The 17,258-nt window shown below is 64.5% G+C and carries 17 protein-coding genes and 1 tRNA gene; 7 read left to right on the top strand and 11 right to left on the bottom strand.

Annotation, left to right across the window (positions count from 1 at the left end; genetic code table 11):
• Positions 1-10: 10 nt before the first annotated feature.
• The gene (locus LJX93_RS03620) at positions 11-1,441 is read left to right on the top strand and encodes an aldehyde dehydrogenase family protein (RefSeq protein WP_095064012.1); all 1,431 of its coding nucleotides are present in this window, start codon (positions 11-13) and stop codon (positions 1,439-1,441) included.
• Positions 1,442-1,654: 213 nt separating this feature from the next.
• A complete protein-coding gene (locus LJX93_RS03615) occupies positions 1,655-2,872 on the top strand; it encodes a DUF3422 domain-containing protein (protein ID WP_033701349.1) in 1,218 nt (405 codons plus the stop codon).
• A gap of 29 nt (positions 2,873-2,901) precedes the next feature.
• Here the strand turns inward: LJX93_RS03615 and LJX93_RS03610 are convergent, their stop codons facing one another.
• Genes LJX93_RS03610 through LJX93_RS03600 form a run of 3 tightly spaced genes read right to left on the bottom strand, consistent with a single transcriptional unit; the run spans position 2,902 to position 7,094 of the window.
• Positions 2,902-5,304 carry a DUF3772 domain-containing protein gene (locus tag LJX93_RS03610; protein ID WP_033701350.1) on the bottom strand — a complete coding sequence of 801 codons (2,403 nt, stop codon included), beginning with the start codon at positions 5,302-5,304 and terminating at the stop codon, positions 2,902-2,904.
• A 56-nt stretch (positions 5,305-5,360) separates the two neighbouring features.
• Positions 5,361-6,419, bottom strand: coding sequence for a bifunctional DNA-binding transcriptional regulator/O6-methylguanine-DNA methyltransferase Ada (gene ada, locus LJX93_RS03605; RefSeq protein WP_095064011.1), 1,059 nt, complete (start codon positions 6,417-6,419; stop codon positions 5,361-5,363).
• 48 nt (positions 6,420-6,467) lie between these two features.
• Positions 6,468-7,094, bottom strand: coding sequence for a DNA-3-methyladenine glycosylase family protein (locus tag LJX93_RS03600; protein WP_156310551.1), 627 nt, complete (start codon positions 7,092-7,094; stop codon positions 6,468-6,470).
• A gap of 172 nt (positions 7,095-7,266) precedes the next feature.
• On the opposite strand from LJX93_RS03600, the gene LJX93_RS03595 reads away from it, so the two are divergent.
• Entirely contained in the window at positions 7,267-7,782 is a 516-nt protein-coding gene (locus tag LJX93_RS03595; RefSeq protein WP_227696757.1) for a sigma-70 family RNA polymerase sigma factor, read from the top strand.
• Positions 7,769-8,725: a FecR domain-containing protein gene (locus LJX93_RS03590; protein ID WP_033701355.1), complete on the top strand. Its 957-nt coding sequence runs from the start codon at positions 7,769-7,771 to the stop codon at positions 8,723-8,725. The genes LJX93_RS03595 and LJX93_RS03590 overlap by 14 nt, the downstream gene beginning before the upstream one ends.
• A gap of 12 nt (positions 8,726-8,737) precedes the next feature.
• Here the strand turns inward: LJX93_RS03590 and LJX93_RS03585 are convergent, their stop codons facing one another.
• From LJX93_RS03585 to LJX93_RS03575, 3 genes are all read right to left on the bottom strand, one after another.
• Positions 8,738-9,895 carry an MFS transporter gene (locus tag LJX93_RS03585; protein ID WP_033701357.1) on the bottom strand — a complete coding sequence of 386 codons (1,158 nt, stop codon included), beginning with the start codon at positions 9,893-9,895 and terminating at the stop codon, positions 8,738-8,740.
• A gap of 78 nt (positions 9,896-9,973) precedes the next feature.
• Entirely contained in the window at positions 9,974-10,117 is a 144-nt protein-coding gene (locus LJX93_RS03580) for a hypothetical protein (protein ID WP_167334465.1), read from the bottom strand.
• A gap of 138 nt (positions 10,118-10,255) precedes the next feature.
• Positions 10,256-11,470 carry an MFS transporter gene (locus tag LJX93_RS03575; protein WP_033701358.1) on the bottom strand — a complete coding sequence of 405 codons (1,215 nt, stop codon included), beginning with the start codon at positions 11,468-11,470 and terminating at the stop codon, positions 10,256-10,258.
• 192 nt (positions 11,471-11,662) lie between these two features.
• On the opposite strand from LJX93_RS03575, the gene LJX93_RS03570 reads away from it, so the two are divergent.
• Together LJX93_RS03570 and LJX93_RS03565 are read left to right on the top strand one after the other, a co-directional pair.
• Entirely contained in the window at positions 11,663-12,586 is a 924-nt protein-coding gene (locus tag LJX93_RS03570) for a FecR family protein (protein WP_033701359.1), read from the top strand.
• Positions 12,587-12,681: 95 nt separating this feature from the next.
• A tRNA-Met gene (locus tag LJX93_RS03565) sits at positions 12,682-12,758 on the top strand.
• Positions 12,759-12,874: 116 nt separating this feature from the next.
• Here the strand turns inward: LJX93_RS03565 and LJX93_RS03560 are convergent.
• Entirely contained in the window at positions 12,875-13,492 is a 618-nt protein-coding gene (locus tag LJX93_RS03560; RefSeq protein ID WP_033701361.1) for a LysE family translocator, read from the bottom strand.
• Positions 13,493-13,612: 120 nt separating this feature from the next.
• Here LJX93_RS03560 and LJX93_RS03555 point away from each other — a divergent pair, with 120 nt between their 5' ends.
• Positions 13,613-14,530: a LysR substrate-binding domain-containing protein gene (locus LJX93_RS03555; protein ID WP_033701362.1), complete on the top strand. Its 918-nt coding sequence runs from the start codon at positions 13,613-13,615 to the stop codon at positions 14,528-14,530.
• Here LJX93_RS03555 and LJX93_RS03550 read toward each other — a convergent pair.
• The 4 genes from LJX93_RS03550 to LJX93_RS03535 form a co-directional block, all read right to left on the bottom strand.
• Positions 14,470-15,054 (bottom strand): D-Ala-D-Ala carboxypeptidase family metallohydrolase, encoded by a 585-nt coding sequence (locus LJX93_RS03550; protein ID WP_077068631.1) that lies wholly within the window; start codon positions 15,052-15,054, stop codon positions 14,470-14,472. The genes LJX93_RS03555 and LJX93_RS03550 overlap by 61 nt on opposite strands.
• A 75-nt stretch (positions 15,055-15,129) precedes the next feature.
• Positions 15,130-15,768 carry a carbonate dehydratase gene (can, locus tag LJX93_RS03545; protein WP_033701363.1) on the bottom strand — a complete coding sequence of 213 codons (639 nt, stop codon included), beginning with the start codon at positions 15,766-15,768 and terminating at the stop codon, positions 15,130-15,132.
• 51 nt (positions 15,769-15,819) lie between these two features.
• Entirely contained in the window at positions 15,820-16,275 is a 456-nt protein-coding gene (gene rimI / locus LJX93_RS03540; protein ID WP_047582784.1) for a ribosomal protein S18-alanine N-acetyltransferase, read from the bottom strand.
• Positions 16,272-17,057: a hypothetical protein gene (locus LJX93_RS03535; protein WP_033701365.1), complete on the bottom strand. Its 786-nt coding sequence runs from the start codon at positions 17,055-17,057 to the stop codon at positions 16,272-16,274. The genes rimI and LJX93_RS03535 overlap by 4 nt, the downstream gene beginning before the upstream one ends.
• Positions 17,058-17,258: the final 201 nt, after the last annotated feature.

Here is a 17,258-nt window from a genome sequence, read left to right as displayed (position 1 = left end):
GAGTCTGCCCATGACCACTTCTCACTACATCGCCGGCCGCTGGGTCGAAGGCCAAGGCAGCGACTGCATCAGCGTCAATGACCCTGCCCTGGGCCTGCCCTTTGCCGAATTGATGGCCGCCAGCGTCGCCCAGGTCGACCAAGCCGTGGCTGCCGCCCGCGAAGCTCTGCCCGCCTGGAAGCAGACCAACGCCAGCCAGCGTGCTGCGTACCTGCGCGGCTTTGCCGAGCAGCTCGGGCAACGCCGCGAAGCGTTGATCACCCTGCAGATGCGCAACAACGGCAAGCCGCGCCATGAGGCCGAAATCGACCTGGACGACGCGATTGCCACGTTCAATTACTACGCCGACCTGGCTGAGCAGTTGCCGCAGAAAAACTGCGACGTACCCCTGGCCGCGCCTGGCTTCACCGCCCGCACCCGTCTGGAGCCGGTTGGCGTGGTCGGCCTGATCGTACCGTGGAACTTCCCGCTGGTGACCAGCGCCTGGAAGCTTGCCCCGGCCTTGGCCGCAGGCTGCACCGTGGTGCTCAAGCCCTCGGAGGTTACCCCGCTGATCGAGCAGACGTACGGCCAGATCGCCGATACCCTGGGCCTGCCCGCAGGTGTGCTGAACATCGTCAACGGCAAGGCCGAAACCGGCGCCGCGCTGAGTGGCCACAATGGCCTGGACAAGTTGTCGTTCACCGGCAGCAACAGCGTCGGTAGCCAGGTGATGCGCAGCGCTTCGGCGCAGTGCCGGCCGGTGACCCTGGAGCTGGGCGGCAAGTCGGCGATCGTGGTGTTCGATGATTGCGATGTCGAGCAGGCGGTGGAATGGATTGTCGCCGGCATCAGCTGGAACGCCGGGCAAATGTGCTCGGCCACCTCGCGCTTGCTGGTGCAGGACGGCATTGCCGATGCACTGCTGCCGCGTTTGCAGGCTGCACTGGACAACCTGCGGGTGGGCAACCCGTTGAGCGAAGAAGTGGACATGGGGCCACTGACCAGCCAGGCGCAGTGGCTGAAGGTTGCCAGCTACTTTGCCACTGCACGCGAAGAGGGCCTGCAGTGCCTGGCCGGTGGCAAGGCGCTGGACCGTGACGGCTGGTTTGTCAGCCCGACGTTGTATGTGGACGTGCCGGCAGACAGCCGCCTGTGGACCGAAGAAATTTTTGGCCCGGTGCTGTGCGCACGCCGCTTCGCCACCGAAGCGCAGGCAATTGCCGAAGCCAACGACAGCCGCTTCGGCCTGGTCGCCACCGTTTGTTCAGCGGACCTGGAACGCGCAGAGCGGGTGGCCGATGCCCTGGAAGTTGGCCATGTGTGGATCAACTCGGTGCAGGCGGTGTTCGTCGAAACGTCGTGGGGCGGCACCAAGGGCAGCGGCATTGGGCGAGAGCTCGGGCCTTGGGGGTTGTCGGGGTATCTGTCGGTGAAGCATGTGACGCGCTGCCTGGGCTGATATCGCTGGGGCCGCATTGCGGCCCTTTCGTCGGCAAGCCAACGCCTACAGGGATAGCGCCAGCACTCGAATGGTGCGCCAACCTGTGCGAGCTGGCTTGCCGGCGAAGAGGCCAGCACAACCAATAGAAATCTCCCGCGCGTGACTTTCCCCTCCCCCCGCCAAGTCCCACTCCCTGGTACCCCCACAATCACAACACCAGGCCGGACCACCATGCACCCTCAACGCACCGCCTTGCACAACGAGTTGCACGCCCGCCCGTCGCTGTATTTCGATGGCCCTGCGCATGTCTTCCACCTCGCCCTGCTGGGCGGCGATGCCGCCTGTACCGCGCTATTGCAGCGCTGCTGCCCACAGGCTGCAGATGCCGGCGCTGCGCAAGGCATTACCCAGCTCGATGGCCACCCGTTCAAGTGGGAGCGCCATACCGAGTTCTTCACCCTGACCCTGGTAGTGCCTTGCTCGGCCGCCGACACCCAATGGCAACCGCTGCCAGCGGTGCTGGCCGACGCCATCGCGCCCCAGGCGGCGCAACTGATCAACGCGGTGCAAGTGCTGGTGCGCGACGAGCAGGACCTGAACCTGCCCGATTACGGCTTCAAGGACCCGTGCGGCTCCTGCGTCGGCGGTGGCGATGCGGTGGTGTGGAGCGACTTTCGCCTGACCGCCGACGGCACCAACCGCTTCGTGTTCATCAACCGCCGCCTCAATGCCTACCGCCAGGGCCGCATGATCCGGCGCCTGCTGGAGATCGAGACCTACCGCATGATGGCCTCGCTGACCCTGACCACGGCCAAGGCGCTGAGCCAGGAACTGGACGCCTTCGACAAAACCCTGGTGAGCCTTTCCGAACGCAGTGCCGGGGGCGATGGACGCGACTCCAAAGGCCTGCTCGACGCCATCGCCCACCTGTCGCGGCAGGTGGTCAGCCGCACCGTGAAAACCCGCCATCGGTTCGGCGCCACGCAAGCTTATGCGCAGCTGGTGTTCGAGCGCCTGGGCGAATTGCGCGAGAGCCATGTGGGCGATTGCCAACGCCTTGGGGTGTTCATCGAGCGCCGTTTCAAACCAACGGTGCGCTACTGCGCGGCGACCGAGCAACGGCTGGAACAGCTGGCGAAGAACGTCGCCAACCTGGGTGACCTGCTGCAGGCGCGGGTACAGGTGGAGATGGAAGAACAGAATGCCGGGATTCTGCACAGCCTCAATGCCCGGGCCGATGCCCAGGTGAAGATCCAGCGGGCGGTGGAGGGGCTGTCGATCATCGCCATCACCTATTACCTGCTGAACCTGTTCAAGCTGCTGTATGGCGGGTTGAATGTGCTGGGGCTGGAGCTGACGGCGAAGGATGCGCTGATGGCGATGGCGCCGCCGGTGTTGCTGGTGCTGCTGGTGATATTGCTGCGGATCAGGCAGGCCAAGCAGCATTGAAGCGGGGGGCGCTGGGCGCCCCCCAAAACTCACGCCGGCTCGTCGGCCGGGCGCGAACCTTCCTGCAGCAACACCATGCTCTGCGGCGAAGACAAGGGGATCCCCTCATCACGCAACCGCCCAAGAATGGTGAACAGCAGGTCACTGCGGGTGCCGGACACCTGCCGCGGCCCGGCCACGTAACCACTGACCGCAATCACCATGCCACTGCTCGTCAGGTCCTTGAACGACACCGAACTCGCGGGTGCATCCAGTATCGCTTCGTGCTCGTGATACGCCGCCAGCAGCAGGTCGCGCACGCGGTTGGCATCGGTTTCCAGTGGCAAGGTCAGGGTCACGCTGACCACCCCAAGGGCATTGCCCATGGTCACGTTGCGCACGTTCTGTGAAATGAACTGCGAGTTGGGCACGATCACTGTCGAGCGGTCAGACATCTGTATCTCGGTGGCGCGCACGTTGATGCGGCGGATGTCACCCTCGACACCGGCCAGGCTGACCCAGTCGCCCACCTTTACCGGGCGCTCGGTAAGCAGAATCAGACCCGAGATGAAGTTCTGCACGATCTGCTGCAGACCAAAACCGATACCCACCGACAACGCACTCACCACCCAGGTCAGGCTGGTCAGGTTGATACGCAGGGTCGACATCACCAGCATGGCCAGGAACAGGAAGCCCAGGTACCCCACCAGGGTCACCAGCGAGGCACGCATGCCGGCGTCCATGTCGGTTTCCGGCAGCAGGCGCTCGCTCAACCAGCGCTTGAGCACACGGATGCCGAACATGCCGCCGAAGAACATCGCCACGGCCAGCAGGATATCTTGCGGCACGATGTTCAAGTTGCCGAGCATCTTGCCACCGGTGCCATCCCAATCCCCCAGGCTGAGCAGCAACTCACCGGGGCTGGTGCCCGAAGGCGTGAAGGCCAGCAGTACCGCCAGGAACAGCAGCACGGTACGGCCGATGCCAGCCAAAATGGTGCTGGCCTGGGCCTGATGGCGCGGAGCCAGGCCCAATGTCGATGCCAGGGCCAGGCCGCCCGGTTGGCGGGGCGACAGCAGGGTTTCGCACAGGTCACCGAGGAAGGTGGTCAGCAGGTAGGCACAGGTCGCCACCACGCTGATCCACAGCAACTTGGCCGTAAGGAAGTACGCCAGGGTCAGGAAACCGGCCAACAGGGCCAGTACGATCAGCCCCACCCATACCACGATGACGAAGGGGATCAGCCCCGCCAGGCCAGTCGGGCGTTCCAGCTCATGCTTGCGCAAGGTGCGGCGGTAGCGCAGCAAGGCCACCGAGAAAATCACCGCCACCACCAGCGCAGTCAGGCCGTTGGTCGCCACGGTCAGCGCCAGGCTGGTACCGATCACGCTGTTAATGCGCTCCTGGGTCAGCAGCACCATCAACGCCAGGGCCAGCAATTTAGGGAACCAGCCCAGGGCGCTGGCCACCTCATCGTGGATCGGTGGCAGGCGCCAGGACGGGCGCTGCAGCATCAACATGGCGCGGCCCAGGCCTGAAATGAAGGCGCTGAACACCACCAGAGTAAGGATGTGGTTAGCCAGGCTGGCGATATCCGTGCCCAGCTCGGCGCTGCTTTCCAGGCCCCAGCGCAGCAGCGACACGGAACCGGCGATGGTGCCCAGCGTCGCCAGGCTGACGCTCAGGGCCAAGGCGCTGCGGCGCAGGCGGCCTTCGGGCAGCCAGCGGATCATCGCATCTGCCAGCAGGCGTTCAAGCAGCCGACGAACCAGCGTCCACACCAGGATGGCCGCCACCAGGCTGCTGAGGAAAAACCAGCGATGTTCTGCACTGAACGCGCTGGCCACGGCATCGGCCGCCTCGCCACGCAGGTCGCGCAGGCGTGCCACGTCTTCATCGGTGGGGCGGATCAGCGACTGCCAGAACGCGGGGGTCAGCGGGCTGGTGGCGCGGCTGGTGACCTGCGAGTTGAACTGGCTGCGGCGCAGGTTGACGATCTGCGTGGACAGGTCCCGGGCCGACTGGGTCAGCTTGGTGGCCTGCTCCTGCTCGGCCAGCACGGTCTTTTTCTGGGCTTCGAGGTCCTTGCGCTGAAGGGTGATGCTGGCAGGTTCATCCGGCTGCTGCGGGCCCAGCACCTTGAGCTTGTCGTCCAGGCCTTGCACGTCGGCAGTACGCAGCGCACCAAGGGCATCGGCCTGCCGCTGAACCTGTATGGCAGCCTGACGCAGTTGCGAAAGCACATCGTCATTGGCGCTGCTGGTCACGCCCTGGCGGATCAGGTCGAGTCGATCACTCAACTGTTCAAGGCTCGCGTTCTCATCGAGCACCGGCAACTCGGCAGCCGCCAGGCTGGAGGCTGGCGGGGCCGGAGCGGACCAGGCCGGAGTGGCCAACGCCAGCATCAGGGCCAATACGCCTAGGCAATAACGGGCAAGGCTGACACGCCTCATCGAACAATCCTCTATGCATTTCGATTTGGCGGGGGATTCTACGCGGCTTCACGCGATCAGGAGAGTGCCGTTTCTCGCTTGAGCAGTTGCTGCTTGCGCTCCACACCCCAGCGATAGCCGCTGATGTCGCCGTCGCGACGTACCACCCGATGGCAAGGAATGGCCACGGCAATGCGGTTGGCCGCGCAGGCCATGGCCACGGCGCGGACCGCCCTGGGTGCGCCGATACGCTCGGCGATGTCGGTGTAGCTGACCCGACAGCCGGCAGGTACCTCACGCAAGGCCTGCCAGACCCGCTCCTGAAATGCCGTGCCTTGGATATCCAACGGCAGCGCAAGGCCCAGCGCGGGGGCTTCCACAAAGCCCACCACCTCGGCGACCACCCGCTCGTAATGGCTATCACCGCCGATCAGCCGAGCGTTGGGGAACTGGTCCTGCAAGGCCTGCAACAGTGGCTCGGGGTCATCGCCCAGCAGAATCGCGCAGATACCCTTCTCGCTCTGGGCCACGAGGATCGACCCCAGCGAACACTGGCCCAGCGCAAAACGAATGGTCGCCCCTGCCCCGCCGGCACGGTAGGCCTTGGGCCGCATGCCCAGGCGCTGCCCGGCACTTTCGTAGAACCGGCTGTTGGAGTTGTAGCCAGCGTCGTAGATGGCATCGGTCACCGAACGCTGATCCTGTTCCAGGTGCTCACGCAGGCGTCGGGCGCGAAACGCCGAGGCATAGGCCTTGGGGGTGAGGCCGGTTTCGGCCTTGAACAGACGGTGCAGGTGAAAGGGGCTGACCGCGAGCTGCGCGCTGAGCTGGTCCAGGTTTGGCCCGCTGGCAGCGCCCTCGATCAGGCGGCAGGCACGCGTCACCAGCTCGCTGCGCCGGGTTGCACTGGCACCGCTGTCACCCGCGCAACGCTTGCAGGCGCGGTAGCCGGCGGTTTCGGCGGCGGCGGTATCGTTGAAGAACGCGATGTTCTCGCGCTTGGCCATGCGCGACTTGCACCCTGGTCGGCAGTAGATACCCGTGGTGCGTACGGCATAGACGAAGTGGCCGGCGGCGGCGCTGTCACGGGCCTGCACGGCTTGCCAGCGCTGCTCGGGGGTGGTGTAGGGTTTCATCGCGGGTTACCTCTTGTCTGTCTCGCCTGTACCGCCAATGCAAAAACATCAGGCCCGCCACAGGTACCAGGCTGCCACGGTCCGGTACGGGCACCAGCCACCGCCCAGCGAGCGCATCTGCGCCGGCGTCGGTGCTTTCTCCAGCCCCTTCAGTCGACGATACCCCTCGCGTACCGCGAAGTCGTCGACCGGCAGAATGTCCGAGCGCTCAAGGCTGTAAATCAGCAACATCTCCACCGTCCAGCGCCCTACCCCACGCAGGGCCACAAGGCGTTCGATCAACACCTCGTCAGCCATGGCCAGCGCCTCCTGGCGGCTGGGCACCAAACCCTCGAGCCGAGCCTGGGCAATACCCTGCACGGTGGCCGTCTTGCTCGCCGAAAAACCGCATGCGCGCATCGCCTCAGGTGTCACGGCCAGCAATTGCTCCGGGGCGGGAAAACTGCCCTCGGGGAACAGCGCCAACAGCCTTCCCAGAATCGACTCGGCGGCGCGGGCATGCAACTGCTGGTAGGCAATTGCCCGTACCAGCGCCTCATAAGGCTCGCGCCCGGGCGTTGCCTGGTGCAGGCACGGCCCGATCGCGGCAATGTGCCGTGCCCAGTCCGGGTCCGATGCGGCCAGGTGCCGGCTGGCCTCGCGGTAAGCTTCGGGCGAAAGGTCAGCCAGAATCATTGCGCCTCCAACAGGTCGATGACAGGCCCAGCTTAGCCCAACCGTTCATCGGTGAAACGCCGGATCTTGCGCGGCTAATTCCTGGCATACCATTGATCCGCGCCGCGCTCCGCGCATAGAATTGAGAACTATTCACAATCACACACGCTCACCGGATCAGGCCTTCGCTACGATGCAGACCACCGACACGCTCAAGCCGACCGAGGTTGCTCTGCTCTATCAGTCCCACCACGCCTGGCTCAGCGGCTGGCTGCGCAGCCGGGTCGGCTGCCACGAGCATGCCGCCGACCTGGCCCAGGATACCTTCGTGCGGCTGTTGCGCGCCCGCCAGGCTTCGCCGCTAAAGGAGCCCCGCGCCTACCTGAGCGCCATCGCCCGCGGCCTGATGATCGATCAGTTCCGCCGCCGCGCCCTGGAGCGGGCTTACCACGAAAGCCTGACCCTGCTGCCCAAAGCCGAGGTGCCCAGCGAAGAACACCGGCTGGTCATTCTCGATACCCTGGAGCGCCTCGACCGCGCCCTGCACACGCTGAAGCCGCGTACACGCCAGGCCTTTCTGCTGGCCCAGATTGACGGGCTGAGCATCACGCAGATCGCTGTGCAGCTGGATGTGGCCCGCGCGACGATCGAGCGCGACCTGGCCAAGGCCCTGGGTGTCTGCTACCGGTTGCGTTATGTCGACCTCTGACGGCGCGCCCGCACAGGCCCAGGTCGACCAGGCCATCGACTGGCTGGTGAAGCTGCGCTTCGACAGCCCCAGCCCGCGCACCGAGCGGCAATTCCAGCAATGGCTGGCCAGCCATCCGCACAACCCCAAGGCCTGGCAGCGCGTCAGCAACCTCAGCGACGAATTGGCCGGGCTCCCCAAGGCCCTGAGCCGCAGCACCCTCGACGCCAGCCAACGCCAGCGCAGCAGCCGCCGTGACCACCTCAAACTGCTGGCGCTGCTGGCCGCCGGCGGCAGCCTGGGCTGGGCCGCACGCGAACCGTTGGGCCTGCCGCAGCTACTGGCAGACAGCAGCACCGCCACGGGCGAGCGCCGGCAATTGCACGGCAGCGATGGCAGCCGCATCCAGCTCAACACCGACAGCGCCATCGACCTGCGCTACAGCGCCGAACAACGTCAGCTTGAGCTGCTACGGGGCGAGGTGAGCCTGGACAGCAACGCCAACGACAACCGCCCTTTCCGCATCGATACCCGTGTTGGCACCCTGAGCACCCGCGACGGGCAACTGCTGCTACGCGAAAACGACAAGGGCTTGCTGCTGGCAGTACGCGGTGGCGAGGTGACGTTGTTCCCCGCCTCTGCCCACGCACGGTTGCTGCATGCCGGCGAAACGCTGCAAGTGCAGGCCAACGGCAACTTGCAGGCCGTCAGCCTGCACAGCGACCCTTGGGGCTGGACCGACGGCGTGCTCAGCGTGCAGCAGATGCCGCTGGGGGAATTTACCGCCGAACTCTCGCGCTACCGCCCGGGCCTGCTGCGCTGTGCTGACGACGTGGCAAACCTCAAGGTCTCCGGCACTTACCAACTGGCCGACACCGAGCAGATTCTGCAACTGCTAGCCCGCAGCCTGCCGGTGCGGGTCGACTACCGCACGCGTTACTGGGTGAGCATCGGCGCCGCCTGAAAAAGCCTGTGATCAGTCCGCCACTGCGCGCAACCGCCCTGCCCGCCGGTACGACTGCCGGGCAAAGCAGACAAACAGCCCCGCCATCAGCGCCAGCGCCATCGGCAACCCGTGCGGCGCCACATCCATCGCCGCGCCGCTGACCAGCGGCCCGACCAGGCTACCCACTCCCCATAGCAGGCCGACACTGGCATTGGCCGTGACCAGGTCCTGCCCTTTGAAGCGCTGCCCGATCAGCACCAGTGCCAAGGTGTAGATGCCTCCCGCCACAGCGCCCAGCACCACCAGCAGTGGCCACAGCAACCAGGTCATCTGCAGCAACCACGGCAGGCCGATGCCGATCAGCATCGCCACCAGGCCGCACACCAGGTGCAGGCCGGTACGCTCGACCCGGTCGGCCAACCAGCCCAATGGCAGCTGGAACAGCATGTCGCCGGCAAACACCACCGTCACCATCAGCGCCGCCACGCCTACGGCAAAGCCATGGCTGGTGGCATATACCGGCAGCAGCGACAGCACCACGGCATCGAAGAAGGAGAAGAACAGCACCGCCACGCACAAGGCTGGCGCCACGCGGAAGAAGCCGGCCAGGCCAAAGCTCTTTTCGCCTTCTTCATGTTCCACATAGTCGTTGGGCACCGTCAGCACGATGCACAGCAGGGCCAGGCCATAGCAGGCGGTGACCACGCCGGTGATCCATGGGCTGTTGGCCCCCAGCACAGCCAGCATCGCCGGGCCGAGTACCTGGAAACCGGTAAAGCTGGTGGCGTACAGGGCCATGATCTTGCCGCGATTGTGCTCGGGGCACAGCTCGTTGACCCAGGACTCGCCCAGAATGATGGCAACCCCCATGCCGATGCCCAGGCCCAGACGCAGCAGCGCCAGCAGCCAGATCGAGTCGAAGGCCGACTCCAGCAAGGCGATGCTGACGGTGCACAGGCTGAAGCACAGCAGGTAGATCGTCCGCCGGGTCAGCAAGCGGCAGCAGGCGTCGACCATGAACGCCGAGAGCATCATCCCCGCTGCGGGGATGGCTGAGATGATGCCGATTTCCAGGGTGCCTGCGCCGGCCTCATGCAGGCGCAACGACACCAACGGCAGGCTGGCCCCCAGGCTGAAGCCCACCACCGACACGGCGAACAACAGGCCCGCCAGCAAACGCATGTTCATTTACCACTCCTTGCAAACCGAAAAGACGAGCAAACACGAGCGCGCACGCCAGGGCGGCGGACGACGCAAAAGCGCAGATCAGTTCAGGGCAAGGTGTGGCGAGAAGGTGAAGGCAAACAGCACGCTGCGCCGACGCTTGAGCACCGTGTCACTCGGCCACGCACGACGCAGTGCCTGCAGTGCAGGCTGGCGAGCATTTGGCAGGGACGGGTTACGGCGCATTGCTTTGACTACGCAGGTTGGAGAAAAGAGGCGGCACTCTAGGCCAAGCCAGGTGGAATCGTCAATCCAAGGGCCGCTCGCAATCCCTGTAGGAGCGGCCTTGCGTCGCGATGGGCTGCGCAGCAGCCCCCAAACGCCTCAGCGCTTACGAGTACTAGGCAAAAACACCGCCAACAACCCGAACAACGGCAGGAACGAGCACACCCCATACACATACTCGATACCGCGCAGGTCCGCGACATAGCCAAGCAGCGCGGCGCCAATCCCACCGAAGCCGAACATCAAACCGAAGAAGATCCCGGCAATCATGCCCACGCTGCCCGGCACCAGTTCCTGTGCATACACCACAATGGCGGAAAACGCCGATGCCAGGATGAAGCCGATCACCACGCTCAGCACCGTGGTCCAGAACAGGTCGGCATACGGCAGCGCGAGGGTGAAGGGGGTGACCCCCAGGATGGAGAACCAGATCACCGCCTTGCGCCCGATACGGTCACCGATCGGCCCGCCAAAGAACGTACCCGCCGCCACCGCGCCCAGGAACAGGAACAGGTGCAATTGCGAGCTGGCCACCGAAACGTCGAACTTCTCGATCAGGTAGAAAGTGAAGTAGCTGGTGAAGCTGGCCATGTAGAAGTACTTCGAGAACACCAGCAGGCCCAGCACGATCAGCGCCGCGATCACCCGCTTGCGCGAGATGCCATGGGTAGCCTGCACGGCCTTGCGCGCCTTGGCCTGGTTCAGGTGCTCCTTGTACCAGCCCCGCAGCATCAGGGTCACGGCGAAGAAGAACAGCCCCGCCAGGCCGAACCAGGCGACGTGCGTCTGCCCGAACGGGATGACGATGGCCGCCGCCAACAGCGGCCCAAGCGCCGAGCCGGTGTTACCGCCCACCTGGAAGGTCGACTGGGCCAGGCCAAAGCGCCCACCCGAGGCCAACCGTGCAATGCGCGAGGTCTCTGGGTGGAAGGTGGACGAGCCGATGCCGACCAGCGCCGAGGCCAGCAGGATCATCGGGAAACTGCCGACAAAGGCCAGCATGACGATGCCCACCAGTGTGCACAAGGTGCCCAGCGGCAGCAGGTTCGGCGCAGGCCGACGGTCGGTAAAGAAGCCCACCCAAGGCTGCAGCAGCGAGGCAGTGATCTGGAAGGTCAGGGTGATCATGCCGATCTGGGCGAAGCTCAGGTCGTAGTTGGCTTTGAGCATCGGATAGATGGCTGGCAGCACCGACTGGATCAGGTCATTGATCAGGTGCGCCAGGGCGCAGAAACCGATGATGCGCATCACCAACGGGTTGGCAGGGTTCGCCGCTGCGCTGGTGGAAGCCGTGGAGGTGCTACTGGTGGCCATGTGCCTGAATCTCCGTCCGCAGATTTGGGATCCGATTATCAGGAAACAAATAGATACATAGCTACCTTTTTTACCCCTCCGTCGAGACGTACTTGTAAATGGTTCTCAATATATTTAGCATCCTCGACTCATTCCCCTGTCATCGTTGGGCGAAACGGCCCCTATCGTGAGCAGACCGATCCCATGAGCCCGATGCCCGCCAAGCAATTCCAGCCCGACCCGCAGCAGGAAGCCCTGGAGTGGTTCTCCCGTTTGCGTCAGCCCGGGTGTGACGAAGGCGAACGCCAGGTGTTTGCCGCCTGGTGCCAAGTGCCGCAAAACGCCCAGGCTTACGCTGAGCTGGAAACCTTCTGGCAACAGCTGCAACCCGCACCGGCTCGCCCGCAACCCCGGCAGCTAACGGCGCGCCGCAGCCACCTGGGCAAATGGCTGGCGCTGGTGTTTCTACTGGTGATGGGCACCTTGGCCTACCTGTACTGGCCGCTGATGCAACGCCTGGGCAGCGAAATGCACACCGATGTTGGCGAACGCCGCAGCCTGCGCCTGGCCGACGGCTCGACCGTGCACCTGGACAGCGCCAGCGCGATGAACGTCGACCTGCGCGGGCGTACCCGCCAGTTGCACCTGGTACAAGGCCAGGTGTACCTCGAGGTACTGCTCGATGGCCGCGCCATGGAAGTGGACGTGGGCGATGCGCGCATCCAGGTATTCGGTACCCGCCTGCAAATTGCCCGCTTTGCCGACCACAACGAACTGGTGGTGCTCAGTGGCAAGGCGATGGTGGTCCAGGGTGGCGAACAGCGCCTGGTCTCTGCCGGCGAACGGGTGACATTCGATGCCACACGGATCGACCCTGTACAAAAAGCCGACATGAAGACCGCCGACAGTTGGCGCAACGGCCGCCTGCGAGCCACCGACATGCCGCTGGGGCAGGTGTTGGAGCGCCTGGCGGGGTACCAGGGGCAACGCCTGTGGATGCTCGACGAGCAGGCCGCCCATCGACGCGTGAGCGGCGACTTCAGCCTCGACCGCCCTGCCGAAAGCCTTGCCGCACTGGCCAGCACCCAGCAATTGCAGCTGCAGGGCGTGCTCGACCACTGGCTGATCGTGCGCTGAGGCCGGCCCTGGCGGCTAAGTTTTTGAAAGCGTGCAAATTTTTTTTGAAATGAGTGTTGACAGAGGGGCATCACAAGGGAATAATGCGCGCCATTGGCTACATAGCTCAGTTGGTTAGAGCATAGCATTCATAATGCTGGGGTCCGGGGTTCAAGTCCCTGTGTAGCCACCAAACATGATAAAGGGCTTACCGAAAGGTAAGCCCTTTTTCTTTGCCTGCGAAAAAGCACAGCCTGAGCTGTTTGGGTGCGGCCTATATGGCCAGCACCCCAACTTGCAATCGTCACATCAACGCACACCTGTGACTGCCACCGCCAGGCCCAGGCCGATCAATGCCAGCCCGATCACCCGGTCCACCAGCCGCTGTCGCTCGATCATCGCCTTGCGCAACGCCGTGCTGGAGAAAAACACGGCCACCAGACTGAACCACAGCCAGTGGGCAAAAGACATGAACGCGCCGTAGGCGAAGTCCAGTGCCAACGGGCTGCCCGGCTGCACCACTTGTGTGTAGGCGCTGATGACGAAGAGCATGGTCTTGGGGTTCAAGGCATTGGTGAGAAAGCCGGTGCGCAGCGCGGCCGCAAGGCTGGCGCCAGTGTGCCGGTCGATACCGTCCAGGCTGATGCGCGCGGTGTTGGTCAGCGATTTGTAGCCCAGGTAGACCAGGTAACCCGCGCCCACCACCTTCATGCACAGGAACAGCGTCGGGCTCTGGCTGATGATCACCGCAATGCCCAGTACGGTGTACAGCACATGCACCTGTACGCCCAATGCAATCCCCACCGCAGCCGCCAGCCCGGCCTTGCGGCCCTGTGCATAACTGCTGCGGGTGACCATGGCGAAGTCGGCGCCAGGGCTGATGACGGCGAGGACGGTGAACAGGGCTACAGCGATGAGTTCAGTCATTGGCGGGTCTCGATAGGCGATGAAAATGCACAGACGCGCCGATTATCCCGGGCTTATTAACTGGGAAAAATCGATTTATAGTGGCGGTTATCCGCTAGTTCTTCTCACAGACAGCACAGCATGAAACTGCCGCCCCTCAACGCTTTCCGCTACTTCGACATCGCCGCCGAAACCGAAAGCTTCGTGCGCGCCGCCGAGCGCCTGCACGTCACCCATGGCGCGGTCAGCCGTCAGGTACGCCTGCTCGAAGAAAGCCTTGGCGTCGAATTGTTCGAGCGCCGCAACCGGGCCATTTTCCTCACTGCCGCCGGCCGCGCCCTGCAGGGCACCACCCAGGCCATGTTCGAACAGCTCGAAGGCGCCGTGCAGCGCCTGCAACAGCAGGCCAGCGACAATGTGCTGGTACTCTCCTGCGAGCCCACCATCGCCATGCGCTGGCTGATCCCGCGCCTGCCCCGCTTCAACGCCGCCCACCCCGACCTGCAGCTGCATCTGGTAGCCGCCGGTGGGCCAGTGGACTTTACACGCAGCGGCGTCGACCTGGCGCTGCGCCGCGATGACTTCCATTGGGACCGCCAACTCCATCACCGCAAGATCTGCGACGAATGGATCGGCCCGGTGTGCCGCCCCGGCGCCGTCACCAGCCTGTATGGTCAACGCCTGCTGCACAGCCGCACGCGGCCCAGCGCCTGGCCCACCTGGCTGCGCCTGAGCACGCAACGGGCCAGGCACACCGAGCGCAGCGACTATGAGCACTTCTACCTGTCGATCCAGGCCGCCAGTGCGGGCCTGGGCCTGGCCATGGGCTCAGCGCTGATGGTGCGCGACGAGCTCGACAGCGACCAACTGCAGGCCCCCTTCGGCTTCTTGCGCGACGGCTCTGCGTATCACCTGCTCAGCCCGCAGCCGCTGGACGATGGCGGCAAGCGCCAGCGTTTTGCCGAGTGGGTGATCAGCGAATGCCAAGCCTGCCTGGCTCACCTGGGCCTGGCGCAGAACGACGAGCCCGCACTGCCATCGCCACCCCAGGTGCGATAGCCGGCGGTGTCGATATGGATGCGACCTGACGGATAACGGCCCAGGCCCATGTTCCAGGCCTGGCCGTGTTGTTGCCAGAAACTGCACAGTGGGTTGGGGTCGGCCCAGGCCGGCAACAGGATATCAACGGCGAATGCGCGGGTATGGGCGCTACCCACGGCACCGCCCGCACATCGGTTGAGGCTGGGGTCGCGGTAGGCCGAGACCACTTCGAACTGGCGCAGGATGCCCTGGTCGTCGAGGGTGTTGAGCAATGCCAGCGTCGAGCGCACCGCAGGCCATTGGCTGGCAGGTGGCACGGCGAAGGGGGATGCCCGGCACAGCTTCCAGTCAGAGGCCGAGCGAAGCAGTTGATGGATCGGCACCACCCCATACAGCCGGGCATCCACCAGCATTTCGCGGAAGGGGCGTGTTTGATGATCGCCGGCCCATTGGGCGAACATCCACAGGTCACGGTCATCGGCGTGCGCGACACTAACCACCCACATGCCCATCGCCATCAGCAGCCACTTCGCGCCTGTCATCCCCACTCCCCTGCTCAACGAGATCGAACACCCTGTTTCAAGTTATGTAAGCAGAAACGCAGGGCAACACACCGCCTACTCCAACGCCCGCAACCGATACTGCGGTGGCAGTTGGGCAAAGCCGCTGATGGTGGTGTCCAGGCTCTTCCAACGCCCGTCCTTGATGCCATAGATGCAACCATGCACCGACAGCTCCTGCCCGCGATGCCAGGCGTTCTGCACGATGCTGGTGTGGGCCACATTGGCGACCTGCTGGATGACGTTCAGCTCGCACAGGCGATCGACCTGCGCCTCTTCGGTTTCCAGCTTGGCCAGTTCGCCGCGCTTTTCGTAGTACAGGTCGCGGATCGAACGCAGCCAGCCGTCGATCAGGCCGAGCTGGCGGTCCTGCATGGCAGCGCGCACGCCGCCGCAACCGTAGTGGCCGGTGACCAGGATGTGTTTGACCTTGAGCACTTCGACGGCGTACTGGATCACCGACAGGCAGTTCAGGTCGGTGTGCAGCACCACGTTGGCGACATTGCGGTGGACGAACAGGTCGCCAGGCAGCATGCCGACGATTTCATTGGCCGGCACGCGGGCGTCGGAGCAACCGATCCAGAGGAACTCGGGGGTTTGCTGACGGGCCAGTTTGGCGAAGAAATCGGGGTCACGCTGGGTGATGGCATCGGCCCAGCGTGCATTGTTGTCGATCAGTTCCTGCAGGTCGTGCATGGTCTTGCCTCATCAGGTTGTACCTGTGTGACAAGGCCTGCACTCGAGGGGTCACTCCTCGAACAGGGTGCAGGCCATCACCAGGGCATCTTCACGGCCGCCGGCCATCGGGTAGTAGTCACGGCGGCGGCCGATTTCGTTGAACCCGTAGCGCTCGTACAACCGATAGGCCGACTGGTTGCTGGCGCGCACTTCCAGGAAGCACTCGCGGCCATTGAGCTGGTAGGCCCGCGCCATCAGGTGCTCAAGCAGACGCAGGCCCAGGCCGAAACCTTGGTTCTCGGGTTTGACGGTAATGTTGAGCAGGTGCGCCTCGTCGATGATCACATTGATCACGCCATGGCCGACCTGCTGCTGGCCGTCGAACATCAGCCACACTTCGTAGGACTTGAGCGCATCCAGAAAGATTCCGCGGGTCCAGGGATGGCTGAACGCGGCATATTCGATCTTAAGCACGGCATCCAGATCCGCCTCGGTCATCGGGCGGAAACTGATCGAGTCACTCATTCAACGCTCTTCCAGCGCGCCATCAGCTGGCGCATGGCTTGCCAGACGTCCGCCTTGCGTTGCGGCTCGTCCATCAACAGTTCAAGGCCCGGCAAGGCCCAGGCATCGCCCAGGCCCTCAAGCTTCAGTGTTTGGTAGTAGGTGTGCGCGTCGGTATTGCCGGCAAAGCGCAGCGCGGGCAGGCCGATCAACCACAAGCAGGTGCAGGGTGCCTCTTCCAGGCGGGCCTGGATGAACCCCTGGACGAAATCGCGTGCAGCGTCCGGGCCTTGGTCCATGTTGCCGCGCACCAGCAGCGGCCAGCGCACCGGCTCACCGATGATCTGTGGGGCGTCGGGCAGGCCGGCGGCGCGCAGCATGTCCTTGAGCAACAAGTAGGACGGGTCGCGGCTCTGGAACGGCTGGCCGGTGGCCAGCTCCACCAGCAGCAGGCAGTTGCCGGCGCGCAGCAGTTGCAACGAGAAGCGCGGTGGCGGCACCGGCACCGGGCGCGGTGCGGGGGCTGGTTCTTCGGCTTCGATGGGCTTGGCGGCAGGCTTGGGGGTGCTGCCTGGGCGCGGAATCTCGATTTTCGGGCGTTCGCCGCTGCGCGCCTGGGGGGCGGCAGGGGCTTCGTTGGCGGCGGGCGCTGGTTTGACGTCGAAGTCGAGGTCTTCGACCGGGGCCACCGGCAACAACAGTTCGGGGCGCGACGGTGCAGCGAACGGCAGTTCGGCGCGCGGCAGCCAGTGCACCACTTGCATGGCGGAAAGGTAGGCGCGGCGACGGGGTTCGGTCAGCACGAGGCGGGTATCCGGGGGGTTATATCAATCGGGCATTGTAACGCGTACGGCGGGGTTTTTGCAGCGCCTGGAAGACCGAGCGCCGCCCGGGCGGCGCTCGGTCTTCCAGGCGCCAAAGCCCTCCCGCCATACACACAAATAAACAAAGGCCATTTCTCATTACAGACCAAGGGGTGAAATCCTCCCCCCCGTATGCAGTAC

It is taken from the genome of Pseudomonas sp. HN2-3 (assembly GCF_020691745.1).
GTDB lineage: Bacteria > Pseudomonadota > Gammaproteobacteria > Pseudomonadales > Pseudomonadaceae > Aquipseudomonas > Aquipseudomonas capeferrum.
The sequence above is the reverse complement of the archived record's forward strand: the minus strand, read 5'-3'. Positions and strand labels throughout refer to the sequence as shown.

What these genes read in the sequence shown, in the direction of transcription:
- can (WP_033701363.1), bottom strand. Translation starts at nt 15,768, where the DNA reads ATGCACGACCTGCAGGAACTGATCGACAACAATGCACGCTGGGCCGAT.
- LJX93_RS03620 (WP_095064012.1), top strand. Translation starts at nt 11, where the DNA reads ATGACCACTTCTCACTACATCGCCGGCCGCTGGGTCGAAGGCCAAGGC.
- LJX93_RS03595 (WP_227696757.1), top strand. Translation starts at nt 7,267, where the DNA reads ATGCAGACCACCGACACGCTCAAGCCGACCGAGGTTGCTCTGCTCTAT.
- LJX93_RS03550 (WP_077068631.1), bottom strand. Translation starts at nt 15,054, where the DNA reads ATGACAGGCGCGAAGTGGCTGCTGATGGCGATGGGCATGTGGGTGGTT.
- LJX93_RS03555 (WP_033701362.1), top strand. Translation starts at nt 13,613, where the DNA reads ATGAAACTGCCGCCCCTCAACGCTTTCCGCTACTTCGACATCGCCGCC.
- LJX93_RS03600 (WP_156310551.1), bottom strand. Translation starts at nt 7,094, where the DNA reads ATGATTCTGGCTGACCTTTCGCCCGAAGCTTACCGCGAGGCCAGCCGG.
- LJX93_RS03615 (WP_033701349.1), top strand. Translation starts at nt 1,655, where the DNA reads ATGCACCCTCAACGCACCGCCTTGCACAACGAGTTGCACGCCCGCCCG.
- LJX93_RS03560 (WP_033701361.1), bottom strand. Translation starts at nt 13,492, where the DNA reads ATGACTGAACTCATCGCTGTAGCCCTGTTCACCGTCCTCGCCGTCATC.
- LJX93_RS03585 (WP_033701357.1), bottom strand. Translation starts at nt 9,895, where the DNA reads ATGAACATGCGTTTGCTGGCGGGCCTGTTGTTCGCCGTGTCGGTGGTG.
- LJX93_RS03590 (WP_033701355.1), top strand. Translation starts at nt 7,769, where the DNA reads ATGTCGACCTCTGACGGCGCGCCCGCACAGGCCCAGGTCGACCAGGCC.
- LJX93_RS03580 (WP_167334465.1), bottom strand. Translation starts at nt 10,117, where the DNA reads ATGCGCCGTAACCCGTCCCTGCCAAATGCTCGCCAGCCTGCACTGCAG.
- rimI (WP_047582784.1), bottom strand. Translation starts at nt 16,275, where the DNA reads ATGAGTGACTCGATCAGTTTCCGCCCGATGACCGAGGCGGATCTGGAT.
- LJX93_RS03610 (WP_033701350.1), bottom strand. Translation starts at nt 5,304, where the DNA reads ATGAGGCGTGTCAGCCTTGCCCGTTATTGCCTAGGCGTATTGGCCCTG.
- LJX93_RS03570 (WP_033701359.1), top strand. Translation starts at nt 11,663, where the DNA reads ATGCCCGCCAAGCAATTCCAGCCCGACCCGCAGCAGGAAGCCCTGGAG.
- ada (WP_095064011.1), bottom strand. Translation starts at nt 6,419, where the DNA reads ATGAAACCCTACACCACCCCCGAGCAGCGCTGGCAAGCCGTGCAGGCC.
- LJX93_RS03575 (WP_033701358.1), bottom strand. Translation starts at nt 11,470, where the DNA reads ATGGCCACCAGTAGCACCTCCACGGCTTCCACCAGCGCAGCGGCGAAC.